12 protein-coding genes are annotated in these 14,902 nt (G+C 72.4%); 7 read left to right on the top strand and 5 right to left on the bottom strand.

Annotation, left to right across the window (positions count from 1 at the left end):
* Positions 1-758, bottom strand: a 758-nt coding sequence (locus tag BZZ08_RS31395) for a WD40/YVTN/BNR-like repeat-containing protein (RefSeq protein ID WP_104635601.1), incomplete at its 3' end; no start/stop codon positions are given.
* 328 nt (positions 759-1,086) lie between these two features.
* Here BZZ08_RS31395 and BZZ08_RS31390 point away from each other — a divergent pair.
* The gene (locus BZZ08_RS31390; RefSeq protein WP_104635600.1) at positions 1,087-1,503 is read left to right on the top strand and encodes an SsgA family sporulation/cell division regulator; all 417 of its coding nucleotides are present in this window, start codon (positions 1,087-1,089) and stop codon (positions 1,501-1,503) included.
* A gap of 33 nt (positions 1,504-1,536) precedes the next feature.
* Here the strand turns inward: BZZ08_RS31390 and BZZ08_RS31385 are convergent, their stop codons facing one another.
* Positions 1,537-2,208 (bottom strand): GOLPH3/VPS74 family protein, encoded by a 672-nt coding sequence (locus BZZ08_RS31385; protein ID WP_104635599.1) that lies wholly within the window; start codon positions 2,206-2,208, stop codon positions 1,537-1,539.
* 300 nt (positions 2,209-2,508) lie between these two features.
* On the opposite strand from BZZ08_RS31385, the gene BZZ08_RS31380 reads away from it, so the two are divergent.
* The 4 genes from BZZ08_RS31380 to BZZ08_RS31365 all read left to right on the top strand — a co-directional run bounded on the left by BZZ08_RS31380 (position 2,509) and on the right by BZZ08_RS31365 (position 8,494).
* Positions 2,509-4,143: an ABC-F family ATP-binding cassette domain-containing protein gene (locus BZZ08_RS31380; RefSeq protein WP_104635598.1), complete on the top strand. Its 1,635-nt coding sequence runs from the start codon at positions 2,509-2,511 to the stop codon at positions 4,141-4,143.
* Between the two features lie 10 nt (positions 4,144-4,153).
* Entirely contained in the window at positions 4,154-6,418 is a 2,265-nt protein-coding gene (locus tag BZZ08_RS31375; protein WP_104635597.1) for an ATP-binding cassette domain-containing protein, read from the top strand.
* 116 nt (positions 6,419-6,534) lie between these two features.
* Positions 6,535-7,311, top strand: a complete 777-nt coding sequence (gene ddaH, locus BZZ08_RS31370) for a dimethylargininase (protein ID WP_104635596.1) — start codon at positions 6,535-6,537, stop codon at positions 7,309-7,311.
* 208 nt (positions 7,312-7,519) lie between these two features.
* Positions 7,520-8,494 carry an acyl-ACP desaturase gene (locus BZZ08_RS31365; RefSeq protein WP_104635595.1) on the top strand — a complete coding sequence of 325 codons (975 nt, stop codon included), beginning with the start codon at positions 7,520-7,522 and terminating at the stop codon, positions 8,492-8,494.
* 157 nt (positions 8,495-8,651) lie between these two features.
* On the opposite strand, the gene BZZ08_RS31360 is transcribed toward BZZ08_RS31365, so the two are convergent.
* Positions 8,652-8,897, bottom strand: coding sequence for a WhiB family transcriptional regulator (locus BZZ08_RS31360; RefSeq protein WP_104635602.1), 246 nt, complete (start codon positions 8,895-8,897; stop codon positions 8,652-8,654).
* Positions 8,898-9,088: 191 nt separating this feature from the next.
* Here BZZ08_RS31360 and BZZ08_RS31355 point away from each other — a divergent pair, with 191 nt between their 5' ends.
* Positions 9,089-9,874, top strand: a complete 786-nt coding sequence (locus BZZ08_RS31355) for a VOC family protein (protein WP_104635594.1) — start codon at positions 9,089-9,091, stop codon at positions 9,872-9,874.
* Positions 9,875-10,001: 127 nt separating this feature from the next.
* Here the strand turns inward: BZZ08_RS31355 and BZZ08_RS31350 are convergent, their stop codons facing one another.
* Both BZZ08_RS31350 and BZZ08_RS31345 read right to left on the bottom strand, forming a co-directional pair.
* Complete coding sequence (locus BZZ08_RS31350; protein ID WP_104635593.1) at positions 10,002-11,045, bottom strand: LacI family DNA-binding transcriptional regulator; 1,044 nt, start codon at positions 11,043-11,045, stop codon at positions 10,002-10,004.
* 118 nt (positions 11,046-11,163) lie between these two features.
* Positions 11,164-12,210, bottom strand: a complete 1,047-nt coding sequence (locus tag BZZ08_RS31345) for a multicopper oxidase domain-containing protein (RefSeq protein WP_104635592.1) — start codon at positions 12,208-12,210, stop codon at positions 11,164-11,166.
* 200 nt (positions 12,211-12,410) lie between these two features.
* On the opposite strand from BZZ08_RS31345, the gene BZZ08_RS31340 reads away from it, so the two are divergent.
* Positions 12,411-14,888: a ThuA domain-containing protein gene (locus BZZ08_RS31340; RefSeq protein ID WP_198601801.1), complete on the top strand. Its 2,478-nt coding sequence runs from the start codon at positions 12,411-12,413 to the stop codon at positions 14,886-14,888.
* Positions 14,889-14,902 lie beyond the last annotated feature (14 nt).

Genomic DNA, 14,902 nt, shown 5'->3' with positions numbered 1-14,902 from the left:
TAGTCGCCGCCGACGGCGAGGCCGTGGGCGCGGTCGCGGAAGGCGAGGCCGAAGACGCCGCGGGCGGGGTCGCCGGCCGGGACCGGGGCGTCCGCGGCCGTCCAGGTGAGCCCCCGGTCGGCGGAGTGCAGCACGCGCGCGCGTGCGGCCCCGCCGGTGGCCAGCCACACGTCCCTCGGCCCGGCGGAGACCAGGCACTGGCCACTGGCCGCGAACCCGGCCTCGCCCGCCTGCGCGGCCGGCATCCCGGCGGCGGGCAGCACCTTCCAGGTGCGGCCGCCGTCGCTGGTCGACAGGATGCGGAACCTCCCGTCCACCGGGTCGCTCATGGCGAGGCCGTGGCGGCGGTCGAAGAAGGTGAGGCAGTCGTAGAAGGCGTGCGCGTCGGTGTTGCGGAAGGACTCGGTCCAGGTCGCCCCGCCGTCGTCGGTGCGGTAGACCCGGGACGCCTCGCCCTCGCCGATGGACAGGGCCACGGCCCGGCGGGCGTCGAAGGCCTCGATGTCCCGGAACTCCAGTTCACCGGCGCCGGGCGGGGAGACGTCGCGCCAGGTGCCGCCGCCGTCGGTGGTGCGCAGCACCGTGCCCCCGGTACCGGCCACCCAGGCGGTGTGCCGGCTGACGGCGGCGAGCCCCCGGAACCGGACGTCGGAGACCCCGGTGTCCTTCACGTCCCACTGCGGCCGCTGGTGCGCCTGGGCGGGTACGGCGGTCAGCGCGGCCAGCGCCGCCGCGCAGACCGCCCCCGCGAGCGCCACCCGCCCCGTCCGCCTGCCGCCGGCTCGAACGGACCCTACCGTGCGTCGCGTGCTTCCCAAGCGCCTCATGGCGGGCGAAGCTAGCCCACGGCCCGCGCGCCGTCCAGAGGGCCGCGACCGCTCGCGCGCGTGGTGCGAGGCGTGCCCGCAAGTGCCCCGCGGGGCACGGGAGGAGAGACGTGTCACTCCTGATCGTTCCCGGGCATGAACGCGGTGACAGAGGTCACTCGCTCGTCGTGTGCACGGATGGGCTGATTCCGACGTCTCTTCCAGTGCCCGGCCCGTACCACCCGCGAAGCCCGTCCAGCCGTCACGAGGGAGCAAGGCGTTGTCCACCGTCATCGATCAGCCCGTCGAGGCGCGTCTCGTCGCCGCCGCGCCGCGTATGCCGAACATCCCCGCCACCCTGCACTACGACCGGGCCGACCCGTTCGCCGTGCGCATGACCTTCCCGGCCCCGGCCACCCTGGAGGGCGTGGAGGTCTGCTGGACCTTCTCCCGCGAGCTGCTCATCACCGGGATGCGGGAGCCGAACGGCCACGGCGACGTCCGGGTGCGCCCGTACGGTTACGACCGCACCGTCCTGGAGTTCCACGCGCCCGAGGGCACCGCCGTGATCCACGTCCGCTCGGGCGAGCTGCGCCGGTTCCTGCACGCCGCCGGCGAGCTGGTGCCGGTGGGTCTGGAGCACCTCCAGCTGGACCTGGACCACGAGCTGGCGGAGCTGATGCGCGGGAGCTGCTGACCCTCCCCCGGCTCGCACGGTGCCGGACGGCGCTCAGCCGCGCGCGGACGCGGGTGCCCGCGCGCTCTCGTCGCTCACCGCGTCCCACACCTCGCTCACGACCTTCCGCATGCCGGGTGCCGCACTCGCGCACCGCCGGGCCAGCTCCGTGAACCGGTCCCGTCCGCGCGCCCCGCTCACCGTGCCCTCCGGGAGGCCCAGTCCGGCGGCGGCCGCCAGCGCCGCCAGGGCCGCGTCCCGCTCGGAGACCTCCCCGGCCGGCACCGGCCCCCGGAGGACCAGGCGCGCCTCCTCGCACAGCGCCCGCGCCACGGCGGCCCGCGCGAGCACGTACTCCACGGACGGGAACACGCCGAGCACGCGCTTCTTCTCGGCCCGCAGGTACCCCTCGGCCACCAACTGCTCCCGCACGGCGTCGAAGGTGACCCGGGCGTGCAGCCGCACCCAGGTGCGCCACCGGTGCGGCAGCGACTCGCGGACGAGCTCCAGCAGCCCGTCGAGGACGGCGTCCCCGGTGCGGGAGTCCAGGTCGGCCGGGGTGGCGATGCCCTCGTCGTCGGTGAGCAGACCGCGCTGGGCCAGTTCGGTGAGCGCGCCGGCGCGCACCAGGTGGTGGACCCGGGCGGTGTCGGCGGCGTCGGACCCCGCGGGGTCCCAGGCCAGCAGGCAGAGCCGGGCCGGCAGTGAGAGCGAGCCGTTGGGCACGGGGGCCTCCTCGGGGTGCGCGTAAATGCGTTGACAGGCCAACCGGGTCTTACCTAGGTTCGACATCGCTTCTGTTGCCGCCGATTGGAGAAGGACGTTGCTCGTCTGAGGTCCTGAGACACCGCGTCACACGTATCTCACGTGTGCACGCCGCGTGCGACCTCGGCGTTCGAGCCGTCCCAGCCTCCTGACGGAGCAGGGCTTCCTTCGTGCCCTCCCCTCGTCCGACGGCGGCCGCCCGCTTCCGGTGTCTCGATACGCGTTTGCCCCTGACCGCTTCGAGCAACCGCGGAGACCCGTATGTCACATTCCCCCACTTCCCTCACCTGTACGTCCCTGTCCTTCGCCTGGCCCGACGGCACCGTCGTCTTCGAAGGGCTCGACGTCGCCTTCGGCCCCGGCAGGACCGGGCTCGTCGGCGTCAACGGAGCCGGGAAGTCGACCCTGTTGAAGCTGATCGCCGGGCGCCTCACCCCGGCCGACGGCACCGTCCGGGTGGCCGGCGAGGTGGGCTACCTGCCGCAGAACGTCACGCTCGACACCGCGCTGCGGGTCGACGAGGCGCTCGGCATCGACGCGCGCCGGGCCGCGCTGCACGCCATCGAGGCGGGTGACGTGAGCGAGGAGCACTTCGAGACCGTCGGCGACGACTGGGACGTCGAGGAACGCGCCCTCGCCACGCTCGGCGAGCTGGGACTGGGCCACGTCGGCCTCGACCGGACCGTCGGCGAGGTCTCGGGCGGCGAGTCGGTGCTGCTGCGGCTGGCCGCGCTGCTGCTGCGCCGGCCCGACATCCTGCTCCTGGACGAGCCCACCAACAACCTCGACGTGTACGCCCGCCGGCGGCTGTACGCGGCCGTCGAGTCCTGGCCGGGCGTGCTGGTCGTGGTCAGCCACGACCGCGAGCTGCTGGAACGGGTCGACCAGATCGCCGACCTGCGTTCCGGCTCGGTCACCTGGTACGGCGGCAACCTCACGGCGTACGAGGAGGCCCTGGCCGTGGAGCAGGAGGCGGCCGAGCGCATGGTGCGGGTCGCCGAGTCGGACCTGCGCAGACAGAAGCGCGAACTGGCCGACGCCCAGGTCGTCCTGGCCCGGCGCAGGCGCTACGGGCAGAAGATGTACGACACCAAGCGCGAGCCCCGGGCGGTGATGAAGCTGCGCGCCCGCACGGCCCAGCAGTCGGCCGGCAAGTACCGCGTCATGCACGAGGAGAAGCTCGCCGAGGCGAAGGGGCGGCTCGACGACGCGGTGGAGGCCGTGCGGGACGACGACGAGATCCGTGTCGACCTGCCGTACACAGCCGTGCCGCCGGGCCGGACCGTGCTCACCCTGCGGGAGCTGGAGCTGGCCCACGGCGCCCGCGTGAGGGGCGGCCTCGATCTGCACGGTCCCGAGCGGATCGCGCTGGTCGGGCGCAACGGCGCGGGCAAGACCACGCTGCTGCGCACCGTCGCCGGGGAGCTGGCGCCGGTGGCGGGCGAGGCGACGGCACACGTGCCGCTGCGGTTCCTGCCGCAGCGCCTCGACGTCCTGGACGACGAGCTGAGCGTCGCGGAGAACGTGGCCCGGTTCGCGCCGGGCGCCACCCACAACCGGATCCGGGCGCGGCTGGCGCGCTTCCTGTTCCGGGGCGCCCGCGCCGACCAGCAGGCGGCGACGCTGTCCGGCGGCGAGCGCTTCCGGGCGGCGCTGGCGGCCCTGCTGCTGGCCGAGCCCGCGCCGCAGCTGCTGATGCTGGACGAGCCGACCAACAACCTGGACCTGGCGAGCGTGCGACAGCTCACCAGCGCGCTGGAGGCGTACGAGGGGGCGCTGATCGTGGCCAGTCACGACCTGCCGTTCCTGGAGTCGCTCGGCATCACGCGCTGGCTGCTGTTCGAGGAGGGAGAACTGAGGGAAATCACGCCAGAAGCTGTCGGGTATCCCGCCTAACGTCCCTCGCATGAGCGAGTTCATCAGCATCACCGGGGCCAGGGAGAACAACCTCCAGGACGTCACCCTCCGCATCCCGAAGGGCCGGCTGACCGTGTTCACCGGCGTCTCGGGCTCGGGGAAGTCGTCGGTCGTCTTCGACACGATCGCGGTGGAGTCGCAGCGCCAGCTGAACGAGACGTTCACCTGGTTCGTGCACAACCGGCTGCCCAAATACGAGCGGCCGCACGCGGACGCCCTGGAGGACCTGACCCCCGTGATCGTCGTCGACCAGCGGCCGGTCGGCGGCCACTCCCGCTCCACGGTCGGCACGATGACCGACATCCACGCGGTGCTGCGGGTGCTGTTCTCCCGGCACGGCACCCCGAGCGCCGGAGGGGCGACGGCGTACTCGTTCAACGACGCGTCGGGCATGTGCCCCGGCTGCGACGGCCTGGGCCGCAGGGTGCAGCCCGACTGGGACCGGATCCTGGACCCGGCCAGGTCGCTGGCCGGCGGAGCGGTCCGCTTCCCGCCGTTCGCAGCCGGGACCTGGCAGGGGCAGGCGTACACCAACACGGAGGAGCTGGACACCGGCAAGCCGGTCGGCGACTTCACGGCGGCCGAGCGCGCCTTCCTGATGCGCGGGCGGGCCGGCAGCAAGGTCACCGTCAACGGCTCGGGCGGGACGTGGAGCACCGACTACGAGGGGCTCGCCGACCGGTTCGAGCGGCTGTACCTCAAGCGGGACCTGTCCGGCATGAGCGAGAAGACCCGGGACCTCGTGCGCGGCTTCCTGGTCGAGGCCCGCTGCCCCGACTGCGGCGGGGCCCGGCTGAACGCGGCCGCGCTCGCGTCCCGGATCGACGGGCACTCCATCGCCGACTGCGCGCGGATGCAGATCACCGACCTGATCGCCGTACTGAGGGAGATCGACGACCCGGTGGCCCTGCCCGTCGCCGCCGCGGCGGTGGCCGCACTGGAGCGGGTGGAGGCGATCGGCCTCGGCTACCTCAGCCTCGACCGGGAGACCGCCACCCTGTCCGGCGGCGAGGGGCAGCGGCTGAAGACCGTGCGGCACCTCGGGTCCAGCCTGACCGGGATGACGTACATCTTCGACGAGCCCAGCGTCGGACTGCACCCGCGGGACGTCGGGCGCCTGGGCGACCTGCTGCTGCGGCTGCGCGACAAGGGCAACACCGTGCTGGTGGTCGAGCACGACCCGGACGTCATCGGGCTGGCCGACCACGTCGTCGACATGGGGCCGCGGGCCGGTGCCGACGGCGGCCGGGTGGTGTTCGAGGGGACGCCGGACGAGCTGGCCGCGTCGGACACGCTCACCGGGCGGTGCCTGGGGCGGCGTACGGCGGTGAAGGAGACCGTGCGGACGGCGACCGGTGAGCTGTGGGTCAAGGGCGCCGACCGGCACAACCTGCGGGAGGTGACGGTGGCGTTCGCGACCGGGGTGCTCACCGCGGTCACCGGAGTCGCCGGGTCGGGCAAGAGCACGCTGGTCGCCGAGCTGACCGCCGCCCACCCGGACGCCGTGGTCGTCGACCAGTCGGCCATCGGCATCTCGGCCCGCTCCACCCCGGCGACGTACCTCGGGATCATGGACACGGTGCGGAAGGTCTTCGCGCGGGAGACCGGTGCCGAGCCGGGGTTCTTCAGCTTCAACTCGGCGGGGGCCTGCGACACCTGCGAGGGGCGCGGGATCATCCACACCGACCTCGCCTTCATGGACCCGGTGACGACCACCTGCCACGACTGCGAGGGGCGGCGCTTCCGGGAGGAGGTGCTGCGGCTGACGGTCGACGGCCGGTCCGTCGCCGACGTGCTCGCGATGACCGCCGACCAGGCCCTCGGCTTCTTCTCCGACACCGGCGTACGCCGTCGGCTGCGCGCCCTGCGCGACGTCGGCCTCACCTACCTCACCCTCGGGCAGCCGCTCTCCACGCTCTCCGGGGGCGAGCGGCAGCGCATCAAGCTGGCCACCCGGCTGCACCGCACCGGCGCCGGCGCGGTCTACGTACTGGACGAGCCGACCACCGGACTGCACATGTCGGACGTCGAGGGGCTGCTCGCCCTGCTGGACCGGCTGGTGGACACCGGCAACACGGTCGTGGTGGTCGAGCACAACCTGGAGGTGGTGGCGCACGCCGACCGGGTGATCGACCTCGGCCCGGACGGGGGACGGGACGGCGGCCGGGTGCTCTTCGAGGGCACTCCGCGCGAGCTGCTCGCGGCCCGCGGCTCCAGCACCGCGGAGCATCTCAGGAGGGCTACGAGGGGCTGACGGGGGTTCCGTCCGCACAGGTCCCCGCTGCATGATGGCGAACCGGCGCCCCGTCACGGGCGCCGCCCCTCCGGCGCCCGACACGCGCCGGTCCGCGCCGATCCGAAAGGTCCCGCGTGCCCAGCAAGAAGGCCCTCGTCCGCCGCCCCGGCCCCCGGCTCGCCGAGGGGCTGGTGACGCACATCGAGCGGGAGAAGGTCGACCACGACCTGGCCCTGGAGCAGTGGGACGCCTACGTCGAGGCACTCGGGGCGCACGGCTGGGAGACGCTGGAGGTGGACCCGGCGGACGACTGCCCGGACTCGGTCTTCGTCGAGGACACGGTCGTCATGTACCGCAACGTCGCGCTGATCACGCGGCCCGGCGCCGAGTCGCGGCGCGCGGAGACGGCCGGCGTCGAGGAGGCCGTGGCCCGGCTCGGCTGCTCGGTCAACTGGATCTGGGAGCCGGGCACCCTGGACGGCGGCGACGTCCTGAAGATCGGCGACACGATCTACGTCGGGCGCGGCGGGCGCACCAACGCGGCCGGCGTCCAGCAGCTGCGGGCGGCGTTCGAGCCGCTGGGCGCCCGGGTGGTGGCGGTGCCGGTGAGCAAGGTGCTGCACCTGAAGTCGGCGGTCACCGCACTGCCGGACGGAACGGTGCTCGGGCACATCCCGATGACGGACGTGCCCTCGCTGTTCCCCCGCTTCCTGCCGGTGCCGGAGGAGTCGGGGGCGCACGTGGTGCTGCTCGGCGGGGGCAAGCTGCTGATGGCGGCGAGCGCGCCGAAGACGGCGGAGCTGCTCGCCGACCTCGGTCACGAGCCGGTGCTCGTCGACATCGGGGAGTTCGAGAAACTCGAGGGCTGTGTGACGTGCCTCTCGGTCCGGCTGCGGGGGCTGTACGCCTGAACACGGCCCGCCGGGCGTCCGTACGGCCCCGGACCTGCGCGTCTCGGGGGCCTTTCGGCATACCGCCGGACGGTAGCTGATCAGCGACCTTTACGGCGTCTTTAACCTACGGTCTCGTAACCTACGGTTTCGTAGCCTACGATCCCGTAAGTTCCCGGCACCGCTCGCCGGCCGCACCGCACCGTCGTACGTCCCCCTGGAGTTATTCGTGACGATCGTCTCCCCGCATCTCGGCACTTCCGCAGAATGGACCGACGCCCGGCTGCTGTACGCGCTGGAGGAAGTGGTCGAGAAGGAACTCAACCGGCATCTGCAGGTCGCCAAGGACTGGATGCCGCACGAGTACGTGCCGTGGAGCGACGGCCGGAACTTCCCGGGGATCTTCGAGGACGGCGAGGCCTGGGAGAAGGGCCAGTCCAAGGTCACCGACATCGGCCGGATCGCCCTCGTGGTGAACCTCCTGACCGAGGACAACCTCCCCAGCTACCACCACGAGATCGCCAGCCTCTTCGGCCGCGACGGCGCCTGGGGCACCTGGGTGCACCGCTGGACCGCCGAGGAGGGGCGGCACGGCATCGTGATGCGCGACTACCTGCTCACGTCGCGCGCGGTCGACCCGGACCAGCTGGAGCAGTTCCGCATGGCCCACATGAGTGAGGGCTTCGAGTCGGACAACCGGCACTCGATGCTGCACTCGGTGGCCTATGTGGCCTTCCAGGAGCTGGCCACCCGCATCTCGCACCGCAACACGGGCCACCAGTCCGGCGACCCGGTCTGCGACCGCATGCTGGCCCGCATCGCGACCGACGAGAACCTGCACATGGTCTTCTACCGGAACCTGCTCAAGGCCGCCTTCGAGCTGGCACCCGACCTGACGATGCAGGCGGTCCGGGACGTGGTCGTCAACTTCCGGATGCCCGGTCACGGCATGCCGGGCTTCGAGCGGGCCGCCGCGCAGATGGCGATCGGCGAGGTGTACAACCTGCGCATCCACCACGACGACGTGATCCAGCCCGTGCTGCGCTTCCTGAAGATCATGGAGATCGACGGCCTCGGTCCCGACGGGCAGGCGGCCCAGGAGGAGCTGGGGATGTACATGGGCGGGCTGGACGCCGAGGCCGCCAAGTTCGACGAGAAGCTGGCGGCGCGCAAGGCCCGGATGGCGGCCCGCGCCGCGGGCTGACCGCACCCGGCCACCACGCACCCTTCGCCGCCCCCGCGCCCCCTTCCGCGCGGGGGCGGCGTCCTGCGTGAACCGTCGCCTCCGCCGAGGCCGCGTCGCGCACGTACGGGGTCGGGGCTCCGGCGTGCGGCTCGGGCGCGGGGCTGCGGCGTGCCGCTCAGGGTGTGGTGCGTCGCAGGGCCAGCCGCTCCTTCTCCGACAGGCCGCCCCAGACGCCGAAGCGCTCGTCGTTGCTCAGCGCGAACTCCAGGCAGGTCGAGCGGATCGGGCACAGGGCACAGATCCGCTTCGCGTCCCGTACGGAGCTGCCGGGCTCGGGGAAGAAGAAGTCGCCCCCGGTCTGCGCGCACAACGCCTCCTCCTGCCAGCTGAGGTCGGGCGTCGCGGTGGTCTCGATGTGCATGCGCAGCAGCGTGCCGGGCGGCGAAAAACGTTCGATCAACGCGGTATCAACGCCGTGCGTCCGCCACCCCCAGCCGATCAGATCGTCCTCGGCCGCGCACGGCGGCGCACGGCGGCGCGCGGAAGCGGTTGTCAGTGGTCGGTGGAAGACTCGTCAGAGCAGGCAACGGGACCCTTCCGAGGAGGGCGATCATGCTCACCACCCGTTTCGTCACCGGCGCTCCGAACTGGCTGGACGTCGGCACCTCCGACCTCGACGGCGCGACCTCCTTCTACGGTGGCCTCTTCGGCTGGCGGTTCCGGTCGGCGGGGCCGGACGCCGGGGGCTACGGCTTCTTCGAGCTGGACGGCCGGATCGTGGCCGGCGGCATGGGTACGACGCCGGAGCAGGGCCCGCCGTCCTGGACCGTGTACTTCCAGGCCCCGGACGCCGGGGCCGCCGCCAAGGCCTCCGAGCAGGCGCACGGCGGTGTCCTCGTGCAGCCGACGGACGTCATGGACCAGGGCACGATGGCGATCCTCGCCGACCGGGCCGGGGTGCCGTTCGGCCTCTGGCAGCCGGGGCGGCGCGGCGGACTGGACGTGGCCGGCGAGACGGGCGCGCTGTGCTGGGTCGAGCTGCACACGGCGGACATCGCGGCCGCCGCCGCGTACTACCGCGCGGTGCTCGGCCTGGAGACCTCCGCCGTCTCCTTCCCCGGCGGCTCCTACACCTGCGTCAACCCGGCCGGTGAGGGCGAGGAGGCGATGTTCGGCGGCATGGTGCCGCTCGCCGAGGACCCGGCGGACACGGACGCCGGGTGGCTGCCGTACTTCGCGGTCGACGACGCGGACACCGCGGTCGCCCGGACCACGGAGCTGGGCGGCACGGTGCGAATGCCCGCCGCGGACATCGAGGGCGTCGGCCGCGTCGCCCACCTCGCCGACCCGTACGGCGCCCGGTTCGCGGTACTGAGGCCGGCGCCGCGTCAGGGGTAGGGCACAGAGCCCGCCCGGCGCCCGCACCCCGGCCCCGGGACCGCACCGGCCCACCCGACACTCCGGGCCCCGGCCGAGCGCGGCGATCCGGCCTGGCACGCGGCTGGGGACGCCGTGGCGCGACCGCTCACGCCGTGGCGCGGTGGACCAGGGTCGTCGGCAGGATCACGCCGGGTGGGGCGGGGGGCGGTGCTTCCGCGTCGTCGGGCGTCGTGCGGTCCAGGCCGCGCAGCAGCAGACGGGCCATCAGCCGGCCCATCCCCTCGATGTCCTGGCGCACGGTGGTCAGCGGCGGGTCGGTCTCCTCGGCGACGGGCAGCATGTCGTCGAAGCCCACCACGGCCACGTCGTCCGGCACCCGCCGCCCCCGCTCGCGCAGCACCCGCAGGGCGCCCGCCGCGGTGAGGTCGTTGGCCGCGAACACGGCGTCCAGGCCGGGGCACCGGTCGAGCAGTTCGCGCATCGCCCGCTCCCCGCCGCCCGAGGTGAAATCCCCCCGCGCGATCAGCCGCGGGTCGGCGTCGGCCCGTACGTCGCGGAAGCCCTCGAGCCGGTCGGCCGCGGAGGTCTGGTCGAGCGGGCCGGTGATGTGCGCGATGCGGGTGCGGCCGAGCCCGGCCAGGTGGTGGACGGCCGAACGGGCGCCACCGCGGTTGTCGCTGTCCACGTAGGTCACGTCGTCGCGCCCGTCGTCCCAGTCGGGGCGCCCGCCGAAGACGGTCGGCACCCCGGCGCTGCGGACCAGGCCGGGCAGCGGGTCGTGCAGGTGCAGGGAGAAGACGAGGGCGCCGTCGACGTGTCCGCCGGCCAGGTAGCGCCCGACGCGGGCGTGGTCCTCGCGGCCCTCGGTGAGCAGCAGCACGAGCTGGTTGTCGTGGGCCGTCAGTTCCTTGCTGATGCCGCGCAGTTGCTGGGCGAAGTAGGGGTCGGCGAAGACCCGTGTCTCCGGTTCCGCGGCGACGACGGCGACGGCCTGATGCCGCCTGGTCACCAGGGAGCGGGCGGCCTGGTTGGGCACGTAACCGAGTTCCTCCACCGCGCGCCGGACCCGCTCGGCGAGCGCGTCCCGCACCCCGTGGGCACCGTTGACCACGCGGGACACCGTGGCCCGCGAGACCCCGGCGCGCTCGGCCACGGCCTCGAGCGTGGGGCGCGGCGCGGTCTCGGACACGGGCGACTCCTCCTCGGCGGCTGCGGCACAGGATAGCGGCAGGCCGCGGCGCGGGAAGGAGCGCACTCGGGGCGGGAACGTGCTGGTGCGGGTGCCGGGTCTGCCACCCGGAGCCGGCTCAGTGCTCGTGCTCGTGTTCCTGCGCCGGCGCCTCGGCGGCCGGCGCCCCGCTCTCCCCACTCGCCCCGCTCTTCGCGGCCGACCCGCCGTGCTCGTGCGGCTCGTACCCGGGGATCGTGCCGTCCGGCTTCTTCACCAGGAACAGGCCCACCATCCCCATGTCGGAGTGGCTCTGCACGTGGCAGTGGTACATCCACGCCCCCGCGCCCACCCCTTCCCCCGCGATGATCTGGAAGCCGAAGGAGTCCGCCGGGCCGGTGATCTTGTTGTCGATGACCCGGCTCGGGTCGTCGGGACCGGTGAGCAGGCCGGTGCGGTTGTCCGCCCAGCGGTGACCGTGCATGTGGAACGTGTGGTAGTACTCGCCGTGCGTGATCATGACGATCTCGACGCGGTCGCCCACGGTGGCCTCGAAGTCGGGCCCGGTGTGCGGCTTGCGGTTGTTGATGGTCATGTCGTTGAAGACGATCGTGTGCGTGGCGTCCGGCAGCACGTCGCCCTTGCGGCGCACGATCACGGGGCCGTACAGGCCGTTGCGGATGCCCCCGGTGCCGTGTTCGGTGCCGACGACGTGGTCGTGGTAGTGCCAGTAGCCCGCGCTGCCCGGCCGCCAGGTGCCGTCGTCGCGGCGTCCGGGCTTGTGGGTGCGCCAGGTGTAGGTGCGGGTGCCGCCCGGCTCGACGTCGCTCTTGTTCATCGCGGTGCCGTCGCTGGAGATCTCGTAGTCCAGGCCGTGCACGTGCAGACTGGCCCGCACGTCCATGGTGTTGGTGAACTCGATGTGCACCGTGTCGCCCTCGTTCAGCTCGATCAGCGGGCCCGGGACGGAGGCCTTGCCCTTCTCGAAGCCGTAGCCCATCTGCCCGTCGGGCAGCTTCTCGGCGTACATCCTGAGGTGTCTCACCTCGCCCCCGGCCGGTGCCGTCCCCGCGGTGATCTCCCTGGCCGCGGGTGCCGCGCTCGCGACCTCGGGGGCGACGGACAACGATGTCGCGGCGGCCGCGCCGCCCAGCAGTACCCGTCGGTTGAAGCCTCGCCTGTCCATGCCGAACTCCCCACGCCGATACGGAATGTGCGCAGACCCAGGACCTGATTGGCTGTGATGAGCCTGTGGGACCGTACCGGTTGCCGCCGTGTTTATCCACACTCAGGACAAAGTTCGTTCGATCCCGGTCATACCTATTGGCGTACCGCGCAAAGAGGTCTAGCTTCCTTGGCGCTGCTGCCGTGACCGAGGAGGTGCCCATGCCCTTAAGAGGGTTGAGCGCGAGAAGGAAAGGCTGGGCGGCGTGCGCCACCGCCGCTTTCGTCGCCGCGGGACTGCTGGCTGGCCCTGCCGCCAGCGCACGTCCGGCGCCGGACCCATCCCTGACAACGATGTCGATCAAGTCGCCGCCCGGCGGCGCCAATGTACGGGTGCTGATCTTCTACGGCTCCGCCGCGGCCGGGGACGAGTCACCGGTGGTGAACGCCGGTATCGCGGCCATCGAGCGGATCGGTCTCTCCGGCCCGGCCGAGGAGCGGTTCGCGGTCGAGGCCACGGACAACGCCAACGTCTTCACCAACGAGAAGAAGCTCGGCCGCTTCAACGCGGTCGTGTTCCTGACCGGCGGCGGTGACGTCCTGACGCCCGCTCAGGAGGCGGGCCTGGAGGCGTACATGGAGGCCGGCGGAGGGTTCGTCGGCGTCCACGACGCGGCCCGCGCGGAGCCGTACTCGGACTGGTTCACCGGTCTGGTCGGCGCCCGCCCGGCCGCCGGCAGTCCGGCCAAGGTCCAGCGGGCCACGGTCGAGGTCGGCGACCGTCGGCATCCGGCCACCAAGGACCTGCCGCTGGAGTGGAAGCGCCCCGACGAGTGGCTGAACTGGCAGAAGAACCCGTCCGGTGACGTCCACACCGTGGCCCGGGTGCGCGAGTCGACCTACGCGCCCGGGACGAGTGCCAACGGGGCGGACCACCCGGTCAGCTGGTGCCGGGACTACGACGGCGGCCGGTCGTTCTACACCGGCATGGGCGGCACGGTGTCGTCGTACGACGAGACCGACTTCCGCACCCACCTGCGCGGCGCCCTGCTCTGGACGACCCGGCTGTCGCAGGCCGACTGCAAGGCGACCATCAACGCCAACTACAAGGCCGAGCGGCTCACCGAGCCCAACCAGCCCGGCCAGAACGACCAGATCGGCGAACCGCACGGCCTGGTCACCGCCCCCGACGGCCGCGTCTTCTACATCGGTCGCGGCGGCACGGACTCCTCCCACCCCGTGGTGACCGACTGGAACGACCCGAACGTCGGCAAGGGCACGGGCGAGATCCACGTCTGGGACCCGAAGACCGACAAGGTCACCCTCGCCGGTGCGCTGACCGTCTTCGGCAACAAGGGCGGCGGCGACGAGCTGACCAAGGTCGAGGAGGGCCTGCTCGGCATCGAGCTGGACCCGCGGTTCGAGGAGAACGGGTGGGTGTACCTGCACTACACCCCGCACTCCCGAATCAACCGGGACACCCACATGGCCGAGCGTCGGGTCTCCCGCTTCACCCTCGACCGGGCGACCGACAAGCTGGACCTGGGCAGCGAGAAGGTGCTGCTCAAGTGGCCGGTGCAGATCCACAGCTGCTGCCACGCGGGCGGCGGGATGGCCTGGGACTCCAAGGGGAACCTGTACATCGCCACCGGTGACAACAACTCCAGTGGCTTCAGCGACGGTTACTCCGGCAACAACCCGCAGCCCAACTTCAAGGGCGTGTCCTTCGCCGACGCGCGCCGCACGGCCGGCAACACCAACAACCTCAACGGCAAGATCCTGCGCATCCACCCGGAGCCGGACGGGACCTACACGCTCCCGGAGGGCAACCTCTTCACCGGCAAGGAGACCGCCGAGGGCGGTGGCAAGACGCGCGGCGAGATCTACGTGATGGGGGTGCGCAACCCGGCGCGCATCTCCGTCGACAAGAAGACCGACACCCTCTACGCGGGCTGGGTCGGCCCGGACGCCGGCGCCCCGTCGCCGACGTGGGGTCCGGCCAAGTACGACACGTTCGCCACCATCACCAAGGCGAGCAACCGCGGCTGGCCGTACTGCATGGGCAACAAGCAGCCGTACCGGGACCGGAACCTGCCGGACCCGTCGAAGCCGCTGGGCTGGTACGACTGCGACCACCCGAAGAACGAGTCGCCGAACAACGACGGCCTGGTCAACCTGCCGCCGGTGACCGGCAACAACATCTGGTACTCGCCGCAGGGCGGCGGCCCCGACTTCCCGCGCGACGAGAACGGCGTCCCCTCGTACAAGCAGGACGAGGCCGTCTACCGGCTGCCCTGGCTCAAGGGCGGCGGCCAGGCCGCGATGAACGGCCCGGTCTACCGCTACGACGCGGACAGCACCAGTGACACCAAGTGGCCCGCGTACTGGGACGGCAAGTGGTTCGTCGGTGACTTCTACGACGCCGATCAGCCGCGCAACGCGGTGCTGATGGACCCGAAGACGCAGGGCGACGGCGGTCTGCCGGTGCACTCGGAGTCTCTGAAGAAGATCGTGCCGGTCGGCAACGACGGCATCAAGAACCTGATGGGCTGGAAGTTCGGCCCGGACGGCGCGCTGTACGTCCTGGACTACGGCCGCGGCTTCTTCACCTCGGACTCCAAGTCTGCCCTGTGGCGGGTCACCTACAAGGGCGGCGGCCCGACGCCGGCCGCCGGACAGCTGGCGAGGGGGACCGAGTGATACGCCAACGAAGA

It is taken from the genome of Streptomyces sp. MH60 (genome assembly GCF_002939385.1).
Lineage (GTDB): Bacteria > Actinomycetota > Actinomycetes > Streptomycetales > Streptomycetaceae > Streptomyces.
The sequence above is the reverse complement of the archived record's forward strand: the minus strand, read 5'-3'. Positions and strand labels throughout refer to the sequence as shown.